Raw genomic sequence first — 19,287 nt, 5'->3', positions numbered from 1 at the left:
CACATGAACGCACCATCCCCTCTCGTCTCCCCGTTCAAGATCGTCGATCTCTTTGCGGGACCCGGCGGGCTCGATCAGGCCGCACGCCAGCTCGGTGTGGCGTCCGTCGGGATCGAGTGGGACAAGGACGCCTGCGCCACGCGCAGCGCCAACGACCTGCAGACCGAGTCCGGCGATGTTCGGGACTTCAGTCCGATCCAGTTCACCGACGACGGCTGCAATGTCTTGGCCGGAGGCCCGCCGTGCCAGACCTTCACAGTTGCGGGCAGGGGCGCCGGGCGGCGCGCGCTCGACCATGTCCTCACCTTCGCCGATCGGCTACGCGCACGGCACCCGATGAAGGAGATCCGGGCGGATCTCGCCTCGCTGAAGGACGAGGTGACGGGGAAGCACGATGACCGCACCGGCCTTGTTCTGGAACCGCTGCGATGGGCACTCGAGGCCATCGACGCGGGCCGCCCCTTCCAGGCGATCATTCTTGAACAGGTGCCGGCAGTGCTGCCGGTGTGGAAGAGGTATGCCGAAATTCTCCACGCTGAGGGATACGCGGTGGCCACTCCGCGAGTCCTCCACACGGAAGAGTACGGGGTGCCGCAGACCCGCCGCCGAGCCATCCTCGTCGCACGCTGGACAGGCAAGGACCGCTTGCTGCCGGGTGTGCCGGATATGCCGGATCCGACGCACGGGCGCTATCACAAGCGGAAGCCGCGCGAGGAGCACGGCTTCGGCCTGGCACCGTGGGTCAGCATGGAGGACGTCCTCACTCGACGGCCCATCCCGTTCACGGTCGTCTCCAACTACGGAACGGGAGGCGATCCGAAGGCACGTGGGCAGCGTGGCTCGTACGAACCGGCGGCAACGGTGACGGGCAAGATCTCCCGCAATCGCATCGTCGGACGGGACGGCCTTGATCAACCCCGTCTGACCGAATCCGAGGCAGGTCAGCTCCAGACCTTCCCCGCCTCGCCGGACTGGATCTGGGCCGGTGCGGCCGTCGCCCAGCAGATCGGCAATGCCGTGCCGCCCCGCCTAGGCATGCACGTCCTCGCCGCAGCGCTCAACCTCGGCGATGAGTACCTCGCCGAGGAGCTGAAGCGTTCATACGCCTACTGACACCGGCAATCGGAGTGCTGGAGCGACTCCGCGGATTGGGTCCGGCGCTCGCGCCGGTGGGGTGGTGGCCGTGGGGTGAAGTCCGGTGCTGGCCGGTGGGCGCCTCTTTTGGATTGCGTGGCTGGTGGCGGTGGTGGGTTGCTGTGGCCTGCCGCCGTTTCGGTGTTGACCGTCGGCCGGTGGGGGCTGGCTTTCGCGGGCTGGGCTTTCGGGGTGGAAGGGGTAGGAGTCACCGGCCGGTCAAGGCCCTTCGGTGTGTAGCGCCGCTCCCTGTGGTGGGGCGAGTGCGGGTTCATCCGCAATGGCTGTTCTCAACTCTGGCCGCGTGAAGCGTCGTTGGGGCCTTGGCCAGAGTTTGCTCGTTGCGCCTCACCTGTGTCACTCTCCGTCAAGCGGCGTCACCGCCCGCACACAGAACTTCATACACAGGTGACCCCCGCGAGGCTGCAACCTCCGGGGGTCCGGCACAAGGAGCCACACTCCCTATGCAGGTTCATCGTATGCCTCGGCATGAGCGGGACTTCACCGTCATTGCCAATAAGGCCATCCGCGATCCGCGTCTGTCCCATACTGCGCGCGGCATCCTCGTCTACGTCTTGTCGTTGCCCAGCGGTGCGCAGGTCAACGTACGCACCTTGAGCGACGGGTTCCCGCAGGGGCGGCTCGCCGTGTCCAAGGCGGTCAAGGAGCTGCGGGAGTTGGGGTATTGGGTCACGCGTACCGCGCGTGAGCGACAAACGCGGCGGATCGTGTCCACCGTCGACGTGTACGAGGTACCAGGCTCGGCCTCGACCTCGGCCCCTCCGGCCGACGCCCGAACTCCGGCTCCCAGCAAGCCGGTTCCCAGCCGGGTGGGAACCGGGGACGCGGGCGCGTTTTTCCCTGGCGGGAAGATGAACTCCCTCAAGGACGGGGGGAAGAACCCTCCCTACCCTCCCGTCGAGGCGGCCGCGATCGACGCCGTATTACCGGCCGCGGCGTCGCAGGCCATGCCACATCTCACCGACCCCCACGCCGACGAAGGCGCTCGCATCCTGCGCCGCCTCGCTTCTGTCGATTCACGGCTACAGCTGTCGGAGCGCAGCGTTCAGGAACTGGCGCCCGAAGTCGGTGTCTGGCTGGAGCGGGGGGCGTCCGCCGCCGACGTCGTAGATGCCGTCAGTGCCGGGCTGCCCGCCAAGGTGTACTCGGCAGCACGACTCATTGCCGACCGCCTCACCCGGAAACGGCCCGCGCGGAAGCGGGCCTGGCGGCGGGTCTTCGAGTGTCCGCTGTGTCGTGATCCGTTGCCCTGGGGGCAGGAGTCGGGGGCATGTCGGTCGTGCGCAAACAGCAATGCCTCTGAGCACCGCAACAGCGCGGGAAGCGGTGGATACGGCGAAGTACGGCGGGTCCTGCGGGAACGCGTGCGGTGCGTGTGAGCTGGCCGCCCTACGTCACCGCTCAGCGGCCGCGCCGCCGCCACGGGCGCAGCCGGTGCTCACATCGACGTGCAGCGCCGCGCTCCGCCCCGAGTAGCGCATTCCGACCCGAGCCCCGCCCGGCGCAGGGTCGACGGCGTACCGGCGACCGTTCGTACCGTTGTCGACCCGCCACCCCTGCGCGCCCATCTTCCCCAGCACCCGCTCGACCAGTTGCCGAGCCTCAGGCTCCCGCAACGGGGCGAGCGCCCAGCGGTGTTCCGGCGTGCACGGCCTCGCAGGCTCGCCTGCCGCGTCGCAGGCCGGGCACGACACCAGCGTCATGCGGTCGAGTTCGGGAGCGAAGCCGACTGAGGGGAGGGCAGTGACACCGGTCAGTTCCCAGACGTGTCGGGACGCGGCAGCAAGGCGTCGGCGGGTCTCGTCGTCGGGAGCGGGAGCGGCTTCCTCGCGAGCCTGGCGCATCTCGTCGGCCGTGGCCCACTCGACCGTCTTGAGGATCTCGGCGAACATCCGCGCGTAGGCGTCCCAGTCCTCGACGCAGGTCGTGCTCAGCTCGAGGGTCTGGACACTCATGTCATCGGGGACGGGGATGTGGGCCTGGATGAAGTTCCGCGGTACATCGGTCACCGGGCCGTCGGTCGCCGGCTCGACGGGCAGCGCGAGCCGGTCCTGCCCGATACGCACCGCGACCGGCCCGTACGGAAGCTCGACCACGCTCACCTCGTCGTACGGATACCGCCGCTCGAACCGCCCGGCCAGAGCATGGGCCACCTCGCGCACGTCGCCCGGATCACGCTCCACGCGTTGTGCGATCACCGTGGCGAGCGACGGACGTCCCGGGTCGAATTCGGCGAGGCAGAGTCCGGCGTACTGCACTCCCGCCTCGATCATCTCCCCGGTCTGAGCCAGCAGCGTGAGCGCGGCTTCGTACTTCTCGTCATCGGAGCGCTCGGGGAATATCTCCTGCGTCAACGCGACTATCTGATCCGCGAGTTCGGCCGGGTTCACGTCAGCCAGGACCGGCAGATGCCTGAAGAAGTCAGGGACCTGCCAGCCGATGTGCAGCCTGCTGTCCTCGAATTCCACGTTCACACCCGCTCGTACGTCGTTCAATGTCGTGCCGCCTCGCCTCGTCTCTCACCACCTCGGCTTCACTCCGGCGCCGCGGCCGCCGGAATCGGGTCCGAGGCGTCGAGAACACGGGGCATCACGTCCCGGAGGTCTGGATTGCCGTCGCCGACAGGAAGGACCATGACGGCCTGCCAGGACCCGTCACAAAAGCCGAGTTCGTAGTTCGCCTTGACCCTGCCCCTCGGCCTCGTCGAGATGTCCCGGACCCAGGGGACCGACGACAGGGGCACCCGGAAACCCAGGACCGCCGACTCGGGCCGGTGCCGGCGTCGAGGAGATGCGTCGAGGTGCACGACGGCCAGTTCGGTTCCCGTGACCACCAAGTTGACGTTGACCGCGCAGCGGGCCCGCGGCTGAAGGGACAGCAGGAGCTGGCCCGCGATGCTCTGCCAGCCACCGAAGTGCTGGAACGTGCCTGTGGTGCTGGCGGCCGCCATGCGCGCACGTTGCTCCGCTCCCGAGGTGAGCGAGCGGCTCCACAGGAACCTGCCCGGGGAGCTCCCTAGCATGATCAGGAACCAGACCGGGAACCACAGCGGCCACAGCAGCCAGTACAAGGTGTCGACGCGGCCGCGGAACACGCGTGGCCGTGCCCAGAGGGACGCCTCGCAGTCCCACGTCGAATCCCGCCCCAGCACTCCGTAGATGCCACGGATGTCGTCGGTCTCCAGCAACCTGGTGGCGTGATCGCGGAGCGCTTCGTCCAATGCTCTCGTCTCGGGGTGCTGCTCGCCCATGGCTCGTCCTCCTACGCCGCCAGCGCCGCGTGGAACGGCGCGCCTTTCGCCTGACCGCTTCCGGGCGCGACCGTCTCTGTGTTCTGCTGTCGGTTCTCCGACGCCAGGTCCCACGCGCCGAGTCCGCTCGAAACTCCGTTCATCGCGGCTTGGCTGTAGCGAGAGAATCCCTGAAGGGCCGCATCCGTCATCGGGCGGCCGAAAGCCTCCGCCACCTTGCCGACCGTATTGGTGAGCACCTTCTGGGTCGCCGTATCGACGTAGCCCTGGTCCAGTGCCTGTCCCGCCGACCGCAACGCCTTGCCCGCGGTGATGACCTCGCCCGCTTCGTCGACCGCCCGCGTTCCTGCCCTGGCGGCCTTCACCACCTTGGCACCCGACTTCACCAGGGACGTTCCGGCTTTCCCGAGCGGCAGCACGCCCAGCAGGTCACCGCCGACGTCGAGCAGAGTGGATCCGTTTCCGCGCCGGTAACCGATGTAGTGACCCACGGCCGCACCAGCGGCGCACGCCGCCGAAGCGATACCGAGCACCGCACCTGCCGCGTTGCCGATGACCGGCACCACCTGGAGCACCAACGCGGCAGCCGCGAGGCCACTGGAGATCGTCGACAGCAGATCCGCGTTCTCCACCAGCCAGTCCGTGAAGTCGCCCCACACGTCCTTGAGCGCACCCGTGATCTTGTCCCACAGGCCCAGCGACTCGGGGGCCAGCGCGGTGGCCTCCTTGACGGCATGGGCCGCGCGCGCCGCTGCCTCGCTCCACCGCTTGTGGATCTCCTCACCCCGCCGGATCAGGGCGTCGAGCTTCTCCTTCGCCGCGTCGGCCTCGGTCAGCGCCGTGCGCATCCGCTGCGACGCCGTCTTCTGGGCGTCCCCCGACAGGCCTCCGTACGCGGCCCGGTCCGAGGCGGCCTCGGCGTTCCGCGACAGCCGTTCCCACTCCCGGCGCGCCGCGACGGCGTCGGCCTCCAGCGGATCTCCCTGCTTCTGCAGCGACTCCAGCGTGTCGTGCCAGGACAGCAGGGCCTTGCCGCATGCCGTCATCGACTCGGTGCCCTGTTCCAGATACGTGGGCAGTTTGCCGACCTTCTTGCGGAACGCGTCCGCGCCCTCACCGGTCCAATAGCTCGCGCTACGACCGGTCTTGGAGACCAGAGCATGCAGATCGTCCAGCTCGCGGCCGACAGCGCGCACATCGGCCGCGATGTCCGCGATCGCCGGCACGTCTCCGCGCGCCGGGTTGAACCCGAGGCCCGGCCAGCCGTCGTCGTCCGCGATGAAGATGCTGCGCCAGGACATCTCGCGCCCCTCTACTTGTTGCGGTCCGGGGTTTCGACACGCGCCACGTCCGCGCGGACCTTGTGGTCGATCGTCGCGTATTCGCCCATGGCCTGCGTGAACCCTTCGCTGATGGCCTTCGCTGCCTTGTTCAGCCGGTCGAGGCCGTCGCCCCACCGGTCCTGGAAGTCGTCACAGGCGTGATCGAGTTCGCTTGTGCCAAGGGTGTTGCGTCCTGCCTTCTCCAGCCGCTTACGAATCGAGCCGATGCGCTCGTCGAATTCCGTGAGCTGCTTGTACATCGCCTTCACCTCGCCAGGATCCAGACTGAAGCCGTCGGCCATGGCAGAGCCCTCCCTCCAGGATTCGCGGCAACAAATGATCACGATCCTAGATCCGCGAAAAGGAAGAGCAGTGCCGGAGTTGTCAAGAAAACGTGGGCGGAACGACGCGAGCCGCAGCTTCGGGGATCACCACAGAACGACGAATCGAGTGACCCACGTCACATCTACAGGTCGTCACATCTCTCCGCCCCGCTCCGTCATCGAGGCGTAGGCGCAAACAACCACCACCACGCAGACACAGGAGAGACCGCCATGGACGCTCGACTCGACATGTTCGGCAACGCGCTCGCCGGTAAGTTCATGAAGCACATCAACAGCGCGGGCAAGGTCGTCGGTGACGCCGGGGTGCCGCATGCCACTCAGGAGCTCGTGAAGATCCGGGCCAGCCAGATCAACGGGTGCGGGTTCTGCACCGACATGCACACCAAGGACGCGGCGCACGCCGGGGAGACCGCCCAGCGGCTCCATCTCGTCGCTGTCTGGCGCGAGGCCAAGGTGTTCACCGACGCCGAGCGGGCCGCGCTCGAGCTGGCCGAGGAGGGGACCCGGATCGCCGACGCGGCGGGCGGGGTCAGTGACGAGGTGTGGGCGAACGCCGCCAAGCACTACGACGAGGACCAGCTCGTCGCGCTCGTCGGGCTGATCGCCGTCATCAACGCCTACAACCGGCTGAACGTCATCGTGCAGCAGCCCGCGGGCGACTACCAGCCCGGAATGTTCGGCTGAGCTGGGCGGCGGGGCCGGGGCTCCGGGGACCGGGAAGGGTCGTGACCCGGAGCACATCCCGGCCCCTCCCGCCGTACGCCGTACCGCCCGGCGTAGCCTCACAAATGGCGTCGAACGAGTCGAAGAAGCCGAACGGGTCGAACGGCGTCAGCCGATGCACCGTATGCATGGCGACTCGCCCGGAGCTCCACGACCCCAGGAGGCCCCTGTCATGGCCCGTCCCCTTCCCACCGCCCCCATCGCCGCGGCCGGCCTGATCGGCGGTTACGCCACCGCCCGCTTCACCAAGAAGCGGCAGCTGGGCGGGGCCGTGCTCGCGGTGGCCGGGGCGGCCGCCGCCACGCAGTGGACGAAGACGCGGGGCGGGAAGGTCGCGGGGGCGCTGACCGGGGCGTACGTCGCCGCGTTCGCCGGGTCGCACCCGCTGGCCAAGAAGGTCGGCGCCTGGCCCGCCGTGTTCGGCGTCGCCGGGGCCGTGGCCGCCGCGTCGTACGTGCTCGTGGACCGCAGGGCCGCCTAGGACCTGTCCCCGGCCGGGGCGTGGCCCAGCACGTTCACCACCCGGCCCTGCGGGTCCCGGACGAAGAAGCGGCGCACGCCCCACTCCTCGTTGCGCAGGTCGCGGACGATCTCGGCGCCCGCCGACAGCATGGCCGCGTAGGCGGCGTCCACGTCGCTGACCTCCACGCTCATGTCGGGTACGACGAGCGCGGGGCCGCCCTGCTCGATGAAGTTGATCTGGGCCGTGGGGTGGGCGGGGGACGCCAGGGTCATCACCCAGCCGAGGTCCATGACCTCCTCGAAGCCGAGTGCGCCGTAGAAGGCACGGTTCGCCGCGAGGGACTCCTCGCCGTCCACGGCCACGTTCGGTACTGCCCTGCGGGCCTCGTTCATCTCAGTCATGCGGTTCATCGTCCCCGGAACGTCGCCCGGTACGCCCCCGGCGACACACCCAGCACCACCTGGAAGTGCTGCCGCAGCGACGTGCCCGTGCCGAAGCCCGTCTCCGCCGCCACGCGGTCGACCGTGTGATCCGTCCGCTCCAGCAACTCGCGCGCCCGGTCGACCCGTTGGCGCGACAGCCAGGTCATCGGCGTGAGACCCGTCTCCTCGCGGAAGCGGCGGTTGTACGTACGGACCGACATCGCGTCCCGCGCCGCCAGATCCGCCAGGGTCAGCGGCTCGGCGAGCCGCTCCAGGGCCCAGGCGCGGGAGCCCGACGTCGAGGTCAGCCCGGCCTCCTCCACCGGGCGCCGGATGTACTGCGCCTGCCCGCCCTCCCGGTGCGGCGGGACCACCGTGCGGCGCGCCACCTCGGCCGCGACCGCCGCGCCGTGGTCGGTGCGGATCATGTGCAGGCAGAGGTCGATCCCGGCCGCCTCGCCGGCCGAGGTCAGCACCGCGCCCTCGTCCACGTAGAGGACATCCGCATCGACCGTGACCCGTGGGAACGTGCGGGCGAACAGCTCCGACGACATCCAGTGCGTCGTCGCCCGGCGGCCGTCCAGCAGGCCCGCCGCCGCCAGGACGAACGAGCCCGTGCAGATCGATGCCACCCGGCCGCGGACCGACCGCAGCGCCGCCGCCAGGTCACCTTCCGGGGAGCCCGGCCCGAGCGACTCGTCCGTCTCGTGCGACGCCGGGACCAGGACCGTGTCCGCGCGCTCCAGTGCCTCCAGGCCGTGCTCCGCGTAGACGGGGAAGTCGGCGTCCGTGCGGATCCGGCCGGGGCGCGGGGCGCAGGTGCGGACGTCGTAGAGGCGCTCGCCCGTCGCCGGGTCGCGGGCCGTGCCGAACAGCTGGTGGACCAGGCCCAGTTCCATGGGCAGGACACCGTCCCTGACCAGCACCGCGACCGACTGCCGCGGTGTCGGCCGCCCCGCACTCGTCCCACTCATGGCCAGATTCTTTCACAGCATGGCCATCTGGCCAGTCGTGCGGGCGGGCCGCCCCGGCGCATCGTCGGAGGCATGGACAAGATCGCCCTGGACGGGATGGACAGGAAGTGGGTCGTCGCGGCCGGTGCCGCGCTCGCCATCGTGGTCGCCGGTGCGTTCAGCACGCTGGCGGGGCTGCTCGTGGGGCCGCTGCACCAGGAACTCGGCTGGTCGCGCTCGGCGATCGGGCTCGGCTCGCTCGTGAACATGATCGTGTACGGGGCGACCGCGCCGCTCGCCGCCGCCCTCATGGACCGGATCGGCATGCGCAGGGTCGCCGCCGGCGCGCTCGTGCTCGTCGGGGGCGGGGCGCTGCTCACCACGACCATGACCGCACCCTGGCAGTTCACCCTGTACTGGGGGGTGTTGGTGGGGCTCGGCACCGGGGCCACCGCCACCACCTTCGCGGCCACCGTCACGGAGCGCTGGTTCGTGGCGCGGCGCGGGCTCGTCGCCGGGCTGCTCACGGCGGCCAGTGTGGTGGGGCAGTTCGTGTTCCTGCCGCTGCTGTCGTGGGTGATCGACGGGTGGGGGTGGCAGGCCGCCGCCTACGGGCTCGCGCTCGCCGCCGCGGGCGCTCTGCCCCTCGTGTACGCGGCTGTACGCGATCCCGGAGCAGAAGCCGGAGCCGGAGCCACAGCTGGAGTCACAGGCGGACCCGTCCTCGTACGCGCCAAGGGCACCGTCAACTTCCTTCGTACCGGCCCCTTCTGGCTGCTGGCCGTCACGTTCGCCGTCTGCGGTGCCTCCACGAACGGCGTCATGTGGACGCACTTCGCGCCCGCCGCGCACGACCACGGCATGCCGGTGACCGTCGCCGCCTCGCTGCTGTCGCTCATCGGGATCTTCAACGTCGCCGGGACGGTCGCCTCCGGCTGGGCGACCGACCGGTTCGACCCGCGGCGGCTGCTCGGCGCGTACTACGCGCTGCGCGGGGCGAGCCTGCTCGCGCTGCCGCTGCTGCTGAGCGCCACGGTCGATCCGCCGCTCGTCGCGTTCACCGTCGCCTTCGGCCTGCTGGACGTCGCGACGGTGCCGCCGACGATCGCCCTGTGCCGCGCCCACTACGGCACGGGCGCCCCGGTCGTCTTCGGCTGGGTCAGCGCCGCGCACCAGGTGGGGGCGGGTTCGGTGGCGTACGTCGGGGGCGCGGTGCGGGACGTCTTCGGGTCGTACGACCTGGTGTGGGTGGGGGCGGGGGTGCTGTGCGCCGGGGCGGCGCTGCTCGCGCTCGTCATCGACCGCGGGCAGCGCCAGCAGGTCGCACCCGAGCGCCAGTTGACCGCGTAGAGCCCTACTGCCGCGGCTCGCTACGCGATGCGGGTGGGGACGGTGGCCGTGTTGTTGCCGGTGCTGGACTCGGGGCTGCTCGTGGTGACGGTGTTCACCAGGCGTACGGTGCCGCCGCCGTAGGAGGGGGCGCGGCCGGCTATTTCGAGGCGGACGGTCTGTCCGGGCGCGAGGTCGCCGATGGTGAGCACGATGCGGCCGTCGCCGGTCAGGCTCTCCGAGGCGTGGCCCTGGCTGATGCGGTGGGCGACGTACGTGATGCCGTTCGGCATGGTGGTGCTGGACCGCACGTTCTTGGCGGTCCCCGTGCCGCTGTTGGTGACCTCGACGACCCAGCGCTGCTCCTGGCCGTGGTCCAGGTGGGACGGGCCGGAGGCGGTGATGCGCACGTCGGCGAGCTGCTGCCGGCCGGTGGTGCCGCCGCCCCAGGGCTTGCCGTGGTCCTTGTCGTAGGTCTTGGTCCAGTTGTCGGCGTAGCCGTTGCCGTAGCGCTTGACCCAGGAGTCGCCGTAGTTGCCGCCGTGGTCCGCGGAGGCCACCCCGGTGGCGGCGACGGACACGCCGGCCGCTCCGGCCATGGCCAGCAGCGCGACGGCGCCACGACGGCGGAGGGAACGGGTGCGGGCGGGGCGGTGAGCCATGAGGGCAGGCCTTTCGTGCGAATGAGTCGGGGGAAGTGACGAGGTCGCACCGTCCGCGGTGCGACCTGCACCAACCCTGCCGAGCCGGCGGCACGGCCGCGGCGAGCAGAAGTCCCGGGGCGGGAGCCTTTCGCCCCTCGGCCCGCGTCTCCGCCGGCGCCCCGGCCCGTGTTCCGGCGGATCGGCCCGCCCCTGAACATGCGGCAGTTCCTCACTTCGCAGGCAAATACGCCTCGGGACCTTTGACTTATGTGCTGGATGCGACATTTTGCGCTGGATTTACCAATTACGACACCGCCGACAGGGGCCGCGCCACATCCTCCAGGGACCGCCGTTCCGCCCGCACCGCGAGCGCCGCCGCGACCAGGCCCGCCGCGCACATCAGCGCGGCGCCCACCTGGAACGCGAGCACCGTGTCACCGACCCTGCCGCTCCCGGTGAGGTCGGCGAACAGGAGCGGGCCGCTGATGCCGCCGGCCGCCGTGCCGACCGCGTAGAAGAAGGCGATCGCCATCGCGCGGGTCTCCATCGGGAAGATCTCCGAGACGGTCAGATACGCGCTGGACGCGCCCGCGGAGGCGAAGAACAGGACGACCGACCAGCAGACCGTCAGCGTCGTCGCGCTCAGCGAGCCGCGGTCGAACAGCCAGGCCGTGCCGAAGAGGAGCAGGCCCGACAGCAGGTACGTCGACGAGATCATGATGCGGCGCCCGACCGTGTCGAAGAGCTTGCCGAGCAGCAGCGGGCCGAGGAAGTTGCCGGCCGCGATGACCACGAAGTAGGAGCCGGTCGAACCGGTCGGCACGTCGTAGAACGTCGTGAGGATCGCGCCGAATCCGAAGGTGACCGCGTTGTAGAGGAACGCCTGCCCGATGAAGAGGGCGAGCCCCAGGGTGGTGCGGCGCGGGTAGTCGCGGAAGACGGTGCGCGCGATCTCCAGGAAGCCGATGCTCTTGCGCTGCCGGATGGTGATCTCCCCGGCGGGCGGCGGGAGTTCGCGCCCGCCGCGCTGCGCCCGCACCCGGTCCTCGACCTCCGTCACGAGCGCTTCGGCCTCCTCTCCCCTGCCGTGGATGAACAGCCAGCGGGGGCTCTCCGGGACGTTGCGGCGTACGAGGAGGATGACCAGGCCGAGTACGACGCCGAGGCCGAAGGTGAGCCGCCAGCCGACGTCCTTCGCGAACAGGTCCGTGTCGAGCGCGACGATCGACAGCAGGGAGCCGCCGATCGCGCCGAGCCAGAAGCTGCCGTTGATGATCAGGTCGACGCGGCCGCGGTAGTGGGAGGGGATCAGTTCGTCGACGGCCGAGTTGATGGCCGCGTACTCGCCGCCGATGCCGAAGCCGGTGAAGAACCGGAAGAGGAAGAACCACCAGGTGGAGAACGAGAACGCGGTGAGGGCCGTCGCCGCCAGATAGACGGCCAGGGTCAGCAGGAACAGTTTCTTGCGGCCGAACCGGTCGGTGAGCCAGCCGAAGAAGAGGGCGCCGGAACAGGCGCCCGCCACGTACAGGGCGGCGGCGATGCCGGTGACCTGCCCGGCGGAGATCGGCAGACCGCTGCCGGACTCGGACAGCCGCCCGGCGATGTTGCCGACGACCGTGACCTCCAGGCCGTCGAGGATCCAGACGGTGCCGAGCCCGATCACCACGGTCCAGTGCCAGCGGGACCATGGGAGGCGGTCCAGGCGGGCGGGGACGGCCGTGGTGACGGTGCCGCCGGCGGGCGTGCGGTGCTGTTGGTGCCCCAGGGACATGTGCGCCCTCCTCGTCGAGGGAACGGTCTAGGTGTCCCCGCACGAGTGCCCCGCCAGGGACACGGGGAACTGGGCGAGCAGCCGCCACGTGCGCCGCGCCCGCCGTCCGTCCCCCTCCCCGGCCCGCGACGGGCGGCACCGTCCGGGGGCTCCGCCCCGGACGCCGCTCCTCGACCGCCTCAGGGGCTTGATCCGGCTACGCCCCGAACCCCTTCGACACCGCATAGATCAGCAACCCCGCCAACGACCCCACCACCGTGCCGTTGATCCGGATGAACTGCAGGTCACGGCCGATGTGCGCCTCGATCTTCCGTGAGGTGTGCTCCGCGTCCCAGCCGGCCACCGTGTCGGTGATCAGGGAGGTGATCTCGGCGCGGTACGTCGTCACGACGTAGACCGCGGCGCCCTCCACCCAGCCGTCGACCTTGCCCTGCACCTTGGCGTCGGTGGCCATCCGCCGCCCCAGCGAGAGCAGCGAGGCCCGGACCCGCAGCCGCAGCTCGCTGCGCTCGTCCTCGGCGGCCGCGACGATCATCGAGCGGACCGCGGACCAGGTGGAGGCGATCAGGTCCTGCACCTCGGAGCGGCCGAGCACCTCGGACTTCAGGCGCTCCACGCGGGCCCGGGTGTCGGTGTCGGACTGGAGGTCGCCCGCGAAGTCCTTCAGGAAGCGGTCGACGGCGCCGCGAGCCGGGTGCTCCGGCATGTCCCGCATCTCGGTGACGAAGCGCAGCAGCTCCTTGTAGACGCGCTCGCCGACCCGCTTGTCGACGAAGCGGGGGGTCCAGCCGGGGGCGCCGCCCTGCACCGCGTCCATGACGGAGTCGGAGTGCAGCACGAGCCAGTCGTGGGCCCGCGCGCACACCAGGTCGACGACCCGCTTGTGGCCGCCGTCGGCGACGACCTTCTCCAGCATCTTCCCGATGCCGGGCCCGATCTCCGCGTTGTCGGCGCGGCGCGTGATGGCCTCGCCGACGACCGCCTGGACGTCGGAGTCGCGCAGCACCGTCAGGGCGCCGCGCAGGGCCGTGGCGAGCTCGGCGGTGACACGGTCGGCGTGCTCGGGCTCGGCGAGCCAGGCGCCGAGCCGGGAGCCGATGCCGACGGCGCGCAGCCGGTCGCGGACGACATCGCCGGACAGGAAGTTCTCACCGACGAATTCGCCGAGCGATACGCCGAGTTGATCCTTCTTGGTCGGGATGATCGCGGTGTGCGGGATGGGCAGGCCGAGAGGGCGGCGGAAGAGGGCCGTGACCGCGAACCAGTCGGCGAGCGCGCCGACCATGCCGGCCTCGGCGGCCGCCGCGACGTATCCGGCCCAGGCGCCGGCCCCGGAGTGCTCCGCCCAGGTCGCCAGTACGTAGACGACCGCGACGAGGACCAGCAGGCCGGTCGCCGTCGCCTTCATCCGGCGCACACCGCGCCGCTTCTCCTCGTCGGCGGGGCTGAACTCGCCGGTGAAGCGACGGGCGGCGCGCGGTTCGGCGGGGGTGGGGCGGGCATACTCCCCGGTGTCCGGTTCGCCCCTTTTCTCCAGCACAGGCCCGCCTCCGCCCTCCGGCACAGGCCCGCTTCCGCCCTCCGTCGCGGACCCGCCTTTCGCCGCGGACGTGCCCGCTTCGTCCGCCCCGCCCGTTCCGTTCCCTACGCCGCCGGCCATCCGGCCCGCTCCGTCCCGGTCATCGCCCGCTCCACGTCCGTGCGTCCGTCAGATGTCATTCGCCTCACACATTGTCCCTTCCTGACCTACTCCTGGAACGAACCACAAGTTCCCGGCGTCTGAGTGATCGGAGGGGGGCAGTGTCGGCCTCGTCCCGTCCCATGACGCATCATGGGTTCATCACACCGGAGCCTCGGGCTCCCCCTGCCCGAGGAGACACACACCGCATGGCCAGGCGTCACGGTTATGCCTTGTTGGCCGCGCTCGTCGCGGTCGCCGTAGTGATCTCGGCCGCCATCTACGTCGGTTTCTCCGGCGTCCTGCGCGGCGACGAAGGCTCCGTCCAGGCGGGCGGTGCCCACCCGCACGGGTCGGCCGCTCCGGCCTCCACCGGTACCTGGGCGGGCAGTTGGTCCGCCTCCCCCGCGGGCGCCGAGCCCGGCACGGAGACGAATGGATTCTTCGGCCGCTCCATCCGCAACGTCGTGCACACCAGCATCGGCGGCACCGGTGCCCGCATCACCCTCTCCAATCTGTACGGGCAGCAGCCCCTCAGCATCACGCACGCCTCCGTGGCCGTGGCCTCGGCGCCCAACAGTCCGACGGCACTGGCCGGCACCGTGCGCCGTCTGACGTTCTCCGGGAACACCTCGGTCGTCATCCCGGCCGGCCAGCAGGTCGTCAGCGACGCCGCGCGCCTGCGCGTGCCGCGCGACGCGGACATGCTGGTCACCACGTACTCGCCGACGCCGTCCGGACCGGTCACCTACCACCCGCAGGCCCGGCAGATGTCGTACGTGGCCCAGGGCGACCTCACCGAGGACCCCAGCGGCGTCCAGTACACCGAGCAGAGCCCGTACTGGCGCTACCTGACCGCGCTCGACGTGCTCAGCCACGAGGCCGAGGGCACCGTCGTCGTCCTCGGCGACTCGCTCACCGACGGCATCACCTCCACGATGGGCGCGAACCGGCGCTGGACGGACGTGCTGGCCGACCGGCTCCGCTCGGAGTCGGGTGCCCCGCGCTACGGCGTCGTGAACCAGGGCATCAGCGGCAACCGCGTGCTGTCCGACGGCCTCGGCCGCCCCGCCAACAACCCGAGCGGCCTGTCCCGCTTCGACCGGGACGCGCTCGGCCGCACCGGGGTCCGCGCCGTCGTCATAGACCTCGGGATCAACGACATCCTGCGCAACCCGCAGCAGACCGACCCCGACGAGATCGTCGAGGGCCTGCGGGAGCTGGTCCGCCAGGCGCACACGCGCGGCCTGCGCGTGGTCGGCGCGACCCTCATGCCGTTCGAGGGGCACCGGGGGTACGAGCCGCACCTCGAAGCCGTCCGCCAGGGCGTGAACGCGGCGATCCGCGGCGGCAAGGTCTACGACAGCTACGTCGACTTCGACCGCGCGCTGCGCGACCCGTACAACCCGCGCAAGCTGCTGCCGCGCTACGACTCGGGCGACCACCTGCACCCGAGCGACGCGGGCTACCAGCGGATGGCCGAGACGTTCGACCTCTCGGCCCTGCGGGGATCCACCGGGGCCGAGCTCTAGGTCCTGTCGGGCGCCGCTCCCGGTCAGTCCCGGTTCCGGCGGCGCTCCCGGCGCTCCCTGCGCTCCTCGATGCGGTCGAGGTGGTCCTCCAGGAGCTCGCGGTGCCGGTCCATCCGGTCCGCGTGCAGGTGATGGTGCCGGTCGCGGCGCCCCTCCAGCTCCTGGAGCCGCTCGGCCTTGCGGTCGAGCTTCTCTCTGCGGCGCTCCTCCTTCAGGCGCTGCCGCTCCGCCCGCGTGACCTTCCGCTCCACACCGACGCCGCCCCAGAACGCGAAGCCGGTCACCACCACGCGCGGCGCCCGGGGATCCCCCGGCACGCCCTCCTCGCTGTGGTCGAAGCCGCCCATGATGCCGATGCCGCGCACCACGACCTCGACGCCGGGCGGCACGACCACGTTCATCCCGCCCATGACCGCGACGCAGTTGATGACGATCTCGCGGTCCTCGAAGTTCGCCTCGCGCAGATCGATCTCGCCGCCGCCCCAGAACGCGAAGCAGGTGAACCGCCGCGGCGCCGTCCACCGCCCCTTGCGCTGGAACCCGGACATGACGCCGACGCCCCACGTGGAGGTGGCCTCACCGCCGATCCGCGCCGGCCAGTCCACGGCGCCCTCGGGCAGCGGCTCCTTCACAAGGTTCACCGGGGCGCTCACCCCGGCGCCGGGCAGATCCCGGGTCAGCGGCGCCAACTCCCCGTACGTACGCGCCTTGTACGTCGCTTCGAGCCGCTCCTCGAACTCCTCCATGTCGAGCCGCCCCTCGGCGAGCCCGTCACGCAGCCGTTCCGCGACCTTCTCTCGGTCGGCGTCGGAGGCCCGCAGATCGGGAGCGGACGGCACATCGGAACGCTCGGGAAGCGATTCGTCGGTCATACGCCTCAGCGTACGGGCGCTCGGGCGTGACGGAAGTGTCCCTGCCACACATCCGCACGCCCACCGCCCCGTCACACCACCCCGGACGCGTCCCTGGCATACATCCGGGCGATCACCGCCTCGATGTCCGGCTCCCGGACGGAGAGGTCCACCAGCGGGCAGCGCTCCGCGATCGCGGCGACCAGCGGGGCCGCCGACTGCCCCGCCGGGAACGCCAGCCACTGCCGCGCCCCCTCCACCTTCACCACCCGCGCGAACTCCACGTCCAGCGGCGGCAGTTCCCGCTCCAGGTCGACGACGAGCGTGCGCTCGACGGCGCCGCCGCCCGCCTGGTGCAGGCCCTCCAGTTCGCCGTCGTACATCAGGCGCCCGTGGTCGATGACCATGACCCGCCGGCACAGCTGCTCGATGTCGGTCAGATCGTGCGTCGTCAGCAGGACCGTCGTGCCCTTCTCCGCGTTCAAGTCCCGCAGGAAGCCCCGCACCTTGACCTTCGACACCACGTCGAGGCCGATCGTCGGCTCGTCCAGGTACAGCACCTCGGGGTCGTGCAGCAGCGCCGCCGCGATGTCCCCGCGCATCCGCTGCCCGAGCGACAGCTGGCGCACCGGGACCTCCAGCAGGTCCCCGAGCTCCAGGAGTTCGACGCAGCGCGCCAGGTTCTCCTCGTACCGCCCGTCCGGGATCCGGTACATGCGCCGCATCAGCCGGTACGAGTCGATCAGCGGCAGATCCCACCACAGCGTCGTGCGCTGCCCGAACACGACACCGATCCGGTGCGCGAGGCGGGAGCGCTCGCGCGAGGGGTCGATGCCCGCGACCCGCAGCCGGCCCGCGCTGGGTGTCAGGATGCCCGTCAGCATCTTGATCGTCGTCGACTTCCCGGCCCCGTTCGGCCCGATGTAGCCGACCATCTCGCCGCGCGGCACCGCGAACGTCAGCGAGTCCACCGCCCGCACCTCGCGCCGCTCCCGCCGCATGAAGCCCACCTTGCGCCGTACGTCGAAGACCTTCTCGACGCCGTCCACCTCGATGAACGCCTCGCCCTCAACCACCAAGCCCTCCCGTTCTGTTCAGCTTCCCGTACTGCGATACGCGCGCAGCGCCGACCGCCACACGAGGCCCGCCGCGCCCAGGCACGCGGCCGCCACGAGCGGCGGCGCGAACGCGACCCACTGCGGCAGGTCGAGCGGGTAGGGGCGGCCGAGGATGTAGAGCGCCGGCAGCCAGTTCACGAAGGCCAGCGGCAGCACGAAGGTGACCCCGCGCAGCAGGTTGTCGCCGAAGACGGTGGGCGGGTAGGCGAGCATGGCGTTGCCGCCGAACGTCGCCGCGTTCTGCACCTCGGCCGCGTCCTGCGCCACGATCTGGAACGCCGCGCCCGCCATGAACACGGCCGTGAAGATCCCGGCGCCGCTCACCAGGAGCACCGGCACCAGCAGCGCCTTCAGCGGCGTCCACGCGACGTCCAGCGCGAGCAGCGACCACACCACGACGATCAGGCCCTGCGTGACCCGGCCGAGGCGGCGCAGCGCGAACCGGTCGGCGGCGACCTGCGCGAGCACCGGCGCGGGCCGCACCAGGAACGCGTCGAGGGTGCCGTCCCGCACCCGCTGCCCGATCCGCCCCAGCGACCCGGCGAACAGGTCGGCGAGTCCGAACGCCGCGCCCGAGGTCCCGTACAGGAAGGCGATCTCGGGCAGCGTGTAGCCGCCGAGCCGGTCGACCTGGGAGAACATCAGCAGGATGCCGACGAATTCGAGGCCGGTCGCGGCGAAGTTGCCGAAGGCCGTCATCAGGAAGGACGCGCGGTAGGTCATCGTGGAGCGGATCCACATCGCGCTGATCATGCCGAACGACCGTGCTCCGTCCCGGACTTGCCCCGTGCGGTCAGCCACCCTGCACCACCACCCGTCGCGTCGCCGTGGTCTGCAGCAGGCGGCCCGCACCGAGCAGTCCGGCGGCCCAGGCGGCCTGGAAGGCGTAGCTGCCGAGCAGTCCGCGGCCGTCGTGCGTGCCCATCAGGACGTCCGCGGGCACCTGGAGCAGCGCCGACCACGGCAGGACGCGGGCCACGTCTCCGATCGCCCCCGGGAAGACGTTCAGCGGCAGCAGCATCCCGCAGAAGAACGTGGCCGTGATCCCGTAGATCTGCACGACCCCGCTCCCTTCCATGAACCAGAACGCGGACAGCGCCACGAGATAGCGCAGCGCGAAGCTGACGACCACCCCGAGCGTCACCGAGACGAGGAAAGCCAGCCATCTCAACGGATCGGTGGGCAGCGCCAGTTGGAAGACCAGGGCGCCGACCGCCATCGGCACGACACCGCGCCCGAGCAGCTGGAAGAGGGCCCGCCCCAGGTCCTGCGCCAGCCACCAGGCCTGCAGATCGGCCGGCCGGTACAGGTCGACGGCGATGTCGCCGCTGCGGATCCGCTCCGCCAGCTCGGTCTCGAACCCGTTCGGCACGCCGAGCAGCATCACCGAGAACATCGCCTGACCGACCCACACATAGGTGAGCGCCTGCGCCTGGTCGTATCCGCCCAGGTGGGGCCGCTCGTCCCAGAGCGCGATGTAGGTGCACGCGATGATCAGGCCGAAGACGGTGTTGGTGAAGACCCCCGCGAAGGTGGCCCCGCGATACGTTGCGTAACGCCGGAAGGCCCCGGCGGCGACGGCCCCGTACAGCCGCACTGCTCCCACGCCTGCCCCCTCGAATAGGCCGAAGCGCAGGAGCCTAGTCAGTGCGGGCGACGCCTGCCACGCATTTTCTGGGTGATGTAGGAGGCTTATGTGTCATACGAGGCGTACGTGACGTGCGACGCG

General features: G+C 70.7%; 19 protein-coding genes. 6 read left to right on the top strand and 13 right to left on the bottom strand.

Annotated elements, in window-relative coordinates; translation table 11 throughout:
• Positions 1-3: 3 nt before the first annotated feature.
• Positions 4-1,113, top strand: a complete 1,110-nt coding sequence (locus ACQUQD_RS25445) for a DNA cytosine methyltransferase (RefSeq protein ID WP_428954442.1) — start codon at positions 4-6, stop codon at positions 1,111-1,113.
• Positions 1,114-1,598: 485 nt separating this feature from the next.
• On the top strand, positions 1,599-2,534 hold the full coding sequence (locus ACQUQD_RS25440; RefSeq protein WP_428954441.1) for a hypothetical protein: 936 nt from the start codon (positions 1,599-1,601) through the stop codon (positions 2,532-2,534).
• 15 nt (positions 2,535-2,549) lie between these two features.
• Here ACQUQD_RS25440 and ACQUQD_RS25435 read toward each other — a convergent pair whose 3' ends face one another.
• From ACQUQD_RS25435 to ACQUQD_RS25420, 4 genes are read right to left on the bottom strand one after another with little or no spacing between them, the layout of a single operon-like run.
• A complete protein-coding gene (locus tag ACQUQD_RS25435) occupies positions 2,550-3,629 on the bottom strand; it encodes a hypothetical protein (RefSeq protein WP_428954440.1) in 1,080 nt (359 codons plus the stop codon).
• Between the two features lie 59 nt (positions 3,630-3,688).
• A complete protein-coding gene (locus tag ACQUQD_RS25430; RefSeq protein WP_428954439.1) occupies positions 3,689-4,405 on the bottom strand; it encodes a hypothetical protein in 717 nt (238 codons plus the stop codon).
• Between the two features lie 11 nt (positions 4,406-4,416).
• Positions 4,417-5,706, bottom strand: a complete 1,290-nt coding sequence (locus tag ACQUQD_RS25425; RefSeq protein ID WP_428954438.1) for a putative T7SS-secreted protein — start codon at positions 5,704-5,706, stop codon at positions 4,417-4,419.
• 11 nt (positions 5,707-5,717) lie between these two features.
• Positions 5,718-6,029, bottom strand: coding sequence for a hypothetical protein (locus tag ACQUQD_RS25420; RefSeq protein ID WP_428954437.1), 312 nt, complete (start codon positions 6,027-6,029; stop codon positions 5,718-5,720).
• Positions 6,030-6,281: 252 nt separating this feature from the next.
• On the opposite strand from ACQUQD_RS25420, the gene ACQUQD_RS25415 reads away from it, so the two are divergent.
• Positions 6,282-6,755 (top strand): carboxymuconolactone decarboxylase family protein, encoded by a 474-nt coding sequence (locus ACQUQD_RS25415; RefSeq protein WP_428954436.1) that lies wholly within the window; start codon positions 6,282-6,284, stop codon positions 6,753-6,755.
• Positions 6,756-6,966: 211 nt separating this feature from the next.
• Positions 6,967-7,275, top strand: coding sequence for a hypothetical protein (locus tag ACQUQD_RS25410; protein ID WP_428954435.1), 309 nt, complete (start codon positions 6,967-6,969; stop codon positions 7,273-7,275).
• Here the strand turns inward: ACQUQD_RS25410 and ACQUQD_RS25405 are convergent.
• Both ACQUQD_RS25405 and ACQUQD_RS25400 read right to left on the bottom strand, forming a co-directional pair.
• Positions 7,272-7,649, bottom strand: a complete 378-nt coding sequence (locus tag ACQUQD_RS25405; RefSeq protein WP_428957652.1) for a VOC family protein — start codon at positions 7,647-7,649, stop codon at positions 7,272-7,274. The two genes, ACQUQD_RS25410 and ACQUQD_RS25405, sit on opposite strands and share 4 nt — an antisense overlap.
• 14 nt (positions 7,650-7,663) lie before the next feature.
• Positions 7,664-8,653, bottom strand: a complete 990-nt coding sequence (locus tag ACQUQD_RS25400; protein WP_428954434.1) for a GlxA family transcriptional regulator — start codon at positions 8,651-8,653, stop codon at positions 7,664-7,666.
• A gap of 72 nt (positions 8,654-8,725) precedes the next feature.
• On the opposite strand from ACQUQD_RS25400, the gene ACQUQD_RS25395 reads away from it, so the two are divergent.
• Positions 8,726-9,982: an MFS transporter gene (locus tag ACQUQD_RS25395; RefSeq protein ID WP_428954433.1), complete on the top strand. Its 1,257-nt coding sequence runs from the start codon at positions 8,726-8,728 to the stop codon at positions 9,980-9,982.
• Between the two features lie 20 nt (positions 9,983-10,002).
• Here ACQUQD_RS25395 and ACQUQD_RS25390 read toward each other — a convergent pair whose 3' ends face one another.
• The 3 genes from ACQUQD_RS25390 to ACQUQD_RS25380 form a co-directional block, all read right to left on the bottom strand.
• Positions 10,003-10,623 (bottom strand): DUF11 domain-containing protein, encoded by a 621-nt coding sequence (locus ACQUQD_RS25390; protein ID WP_428954432.1) that lies wholly within the window; start codon positions 10,621-10,623, stop codon positions 10,003-10,005.
• Between the two features lie 286 nt (positions 10,624-10,909).
• Positions 10,910-12,379: an MFS transporter gene (locus ACQUQD_RS25385; RefSeq protein WP_428954431.1), complete on the bottom strand. Its 1,470-nt coding sequence runs from the start codon at positions 12,377-12,379 to the stop codon at positions 10,910-10,912.
• Between the two features lie 196 nt (positions 12,380-12,575).
• The gene (locus tag ACQUQD_RS25380) at positions 12,576-14,039 is read right to left on the bottom strand and encodes a DUF445 domain-containing protein (protein WP_428954430.1); all 1,464 of its coding nucleotides are present in this window, start codon (positions 14,037-14,039) and stop codon (positions 12,576-12,578) included.
• Between the two features lie 227 nt (positions 14,040-14,266).
• Between ACQUQD_RS25380 and ACQUQD_RS25375 the strand changes: the two genes are divergently transcribed.
• Positions 14,267-15,589 carry an SGNH/GDSL hydrolase family protein gene (locus ACQUQD_RS25375; protein WP_428954429.1) on the top strand — a complete coding sequence of 441 codons (1,323 nt, stop codon included), beginning with the start codon at positions 14,267-14,269 and terminating at the stop codon, positions 15,587-15,589.
• A 23-nt stretch (positions 15,590-15,612) separates the two neighbouring features.
• Here ACQUQD_RS25375 and ACQUQD_RS25370 read toward each other — a convergent pair whose 3' ends face one another.
• The 4 genes from ACQUQD_RS25370 to ACQUQD_RS25355 form a co-directional block, all read right to left on the bottom strand.
• Positions 15,613-16,461, bottom strand: a complete 849-nt coding sequence (locus tag ACQUQD_RS25370; protein ID WP_428954428.1) for a DUF1707 domain-containing protein — start codon at positions 16,459-16,461, stop codon at positions 15,613-15,615.
• Between the two features lie 71 nt (positions 16,462-16,532).
• Complete coding sequence (locus ACQUQD_RS25365) at positions 16,533-17,516, bottom strand: ABC transporter ATP-binding protein (RefSeq protein ID WP_428954427.1); 984 nt, start codon at positions 17,514-17,516, stop codon at positions 16,533-16,535.
• Between the two features lie 18 nt (positions 17,517-17,534).
• Positions 17,535-18,311 carry an ABC transporter permease gene (locus tag ACQUQD_RS25360; RefSeq protein WP_428954426.1) on the bottom strand — a complete coding sequence of 259 codons (777 nt, stop codon included), beginning with the start codon at positions 18,309-18,311 and terminating at the stop codon, positions 17,535-17,537.
• Positions 18,312-18,351: 40 nt separating this feature from the next.
• On the bottom strand, positions 18,352-19,155 hold the full coding sequence (locus ACQUQD_RS25355) for an ABC transporter permease (RefSeq protein ID WP_428957651.1): 804 nt from the start codon (positions 19,153-19,155) through the stop codon (positions 18,352-18,354).
• Between the last annotated feature and the right edge of the window lie 132 nt (positions 19,156-19,287).

This window comes from Streptomyces sp. cg35 (genome assembly GCF_050410835.1).
GTDB lineage: Bacteria > Actinomycetota > Actinomycetes > Streptomycetales > Streptomycetaceae > Streptomyces.
This window is presented reverse-complemented; position numbering and strand designations above follow the sequence as displayed.

Bases quoted from the DNA above. Each gene is read 5' to 3' on its own strand.
- ACQUQD_RS25445 (WP_428954442.1), top strand. From the start codon at position 4: ATGAACGCACCATCCCCTCTCGTCTCCCCGTTCAAGATCGTCGATCTC.
- ACQUQD_RS25440 (WP_428954441.1), top strand. From the start codon at position 1,599: ATGCAGGTTCATCGTATGCCTCGGCATGAGCGGGACTTCACCGTCATT.
- ACQUQD_RS25430 (WP_428954439.1), bottom strand. From the start codon at position 4,405: ATGGGCGAGCAGCACCCCGAGACGAGAGCATTGGACGAAGCGCTCCGC.
- ACQUQD_RS25425 (WP_428954438.1), bottom strand. From the start codon at position 5,706: ATGTCCTGGCGCAGCATCTTCATCGCGGACGACGACGGCTGGCCGGGC.
- ACQUQD_RS25420 (WP_428954437.1), bottom strand. From the start codon at position 6,029: ATGGCCGACGGCTTCAGTCTGGATCCTGGCGAGGTGAAGGCGATGTAC.
- ACQUQD_RS25415 (WP_428954436.1), top strand. From the start codon at position 6,282: ATGGACGCTCGACTCGACATGTTCGGCAACGCGCTCGCCGGTAAGTTC.
- ACQUQD_RS25410 (WP_428954435.1), top strand. From the start codon at position 6,967: ATGGCCCGTCCCCTTCCCACCGCCCCCATCGCCGCGGCCGGCCTGATC.
- ACQUQD_RS25405 (WP_428957652.1), bottom strand. From the start codon at position 7,649: ATGAACGAGGCCCGCAGGGCAGTACCGAACGTGGCCGTGGACGGCGAG.
- ACQUQD_RS25400 (WP_428954434.1), bottom strand. From the start codon at position 8,653: ATGAGTGGGACGAGTGCGGGGCGGCCGACACCGCGGCAGTCGGTCGCG.
- ACQUQD_RS25395 (WP_428954433.1), top strand. From the start codon at position 8,726: ATGGACAAGATCGCCCTGGACGGGATGGACAGGAAGTGGGTCGTCGCG.
- ACQUQD_RS25390 (WP_428954432.1), bottom strand. From the start codon at position 10,623: ATGGCTCACCGCCCCGCCCGCACCCGTTCCCTCCGCCGTCGTGGCGCC.
- ACQUQD_RS25385 (WP_428954431.1), bottom strand. From the start codon at position 12,379: ATGTCCCTGGGGCACCAACAGCACCGCACGCCCGCCGGCGGCACCGTC.
- ACQUQD_RS25380 (WP_428954430.1), bottom strand. From the start codon at position 14,039: ATGGCCGGCGGCGTAGGGAACGGAACGGGCGGGGCGGACGAAGCGGGC.
- ACQUQD_RS25375 (WP_428954429.1), top strand. From the start codon at position 14,267: ATGGCCAGGCGTCACGGTTATGCCTTGTTGGCCGCGCTCGTCGCGGTC.
- ACQUQD_RS25370 (WP_428954428.1), bottom strand. From the start codon at position 16,461: ATGACCGACGAATCGCTTCCCGAGCGTTCCGATGTGCCGTCCGCTCCC.
- ACQUQD_RS25360 (WP_428954426.1), bottom strand. From the start codon at position 18,311: ATGATCAGCGCGATGTGGATCCGCTCCACGATGACCTACCGCGCGTCC.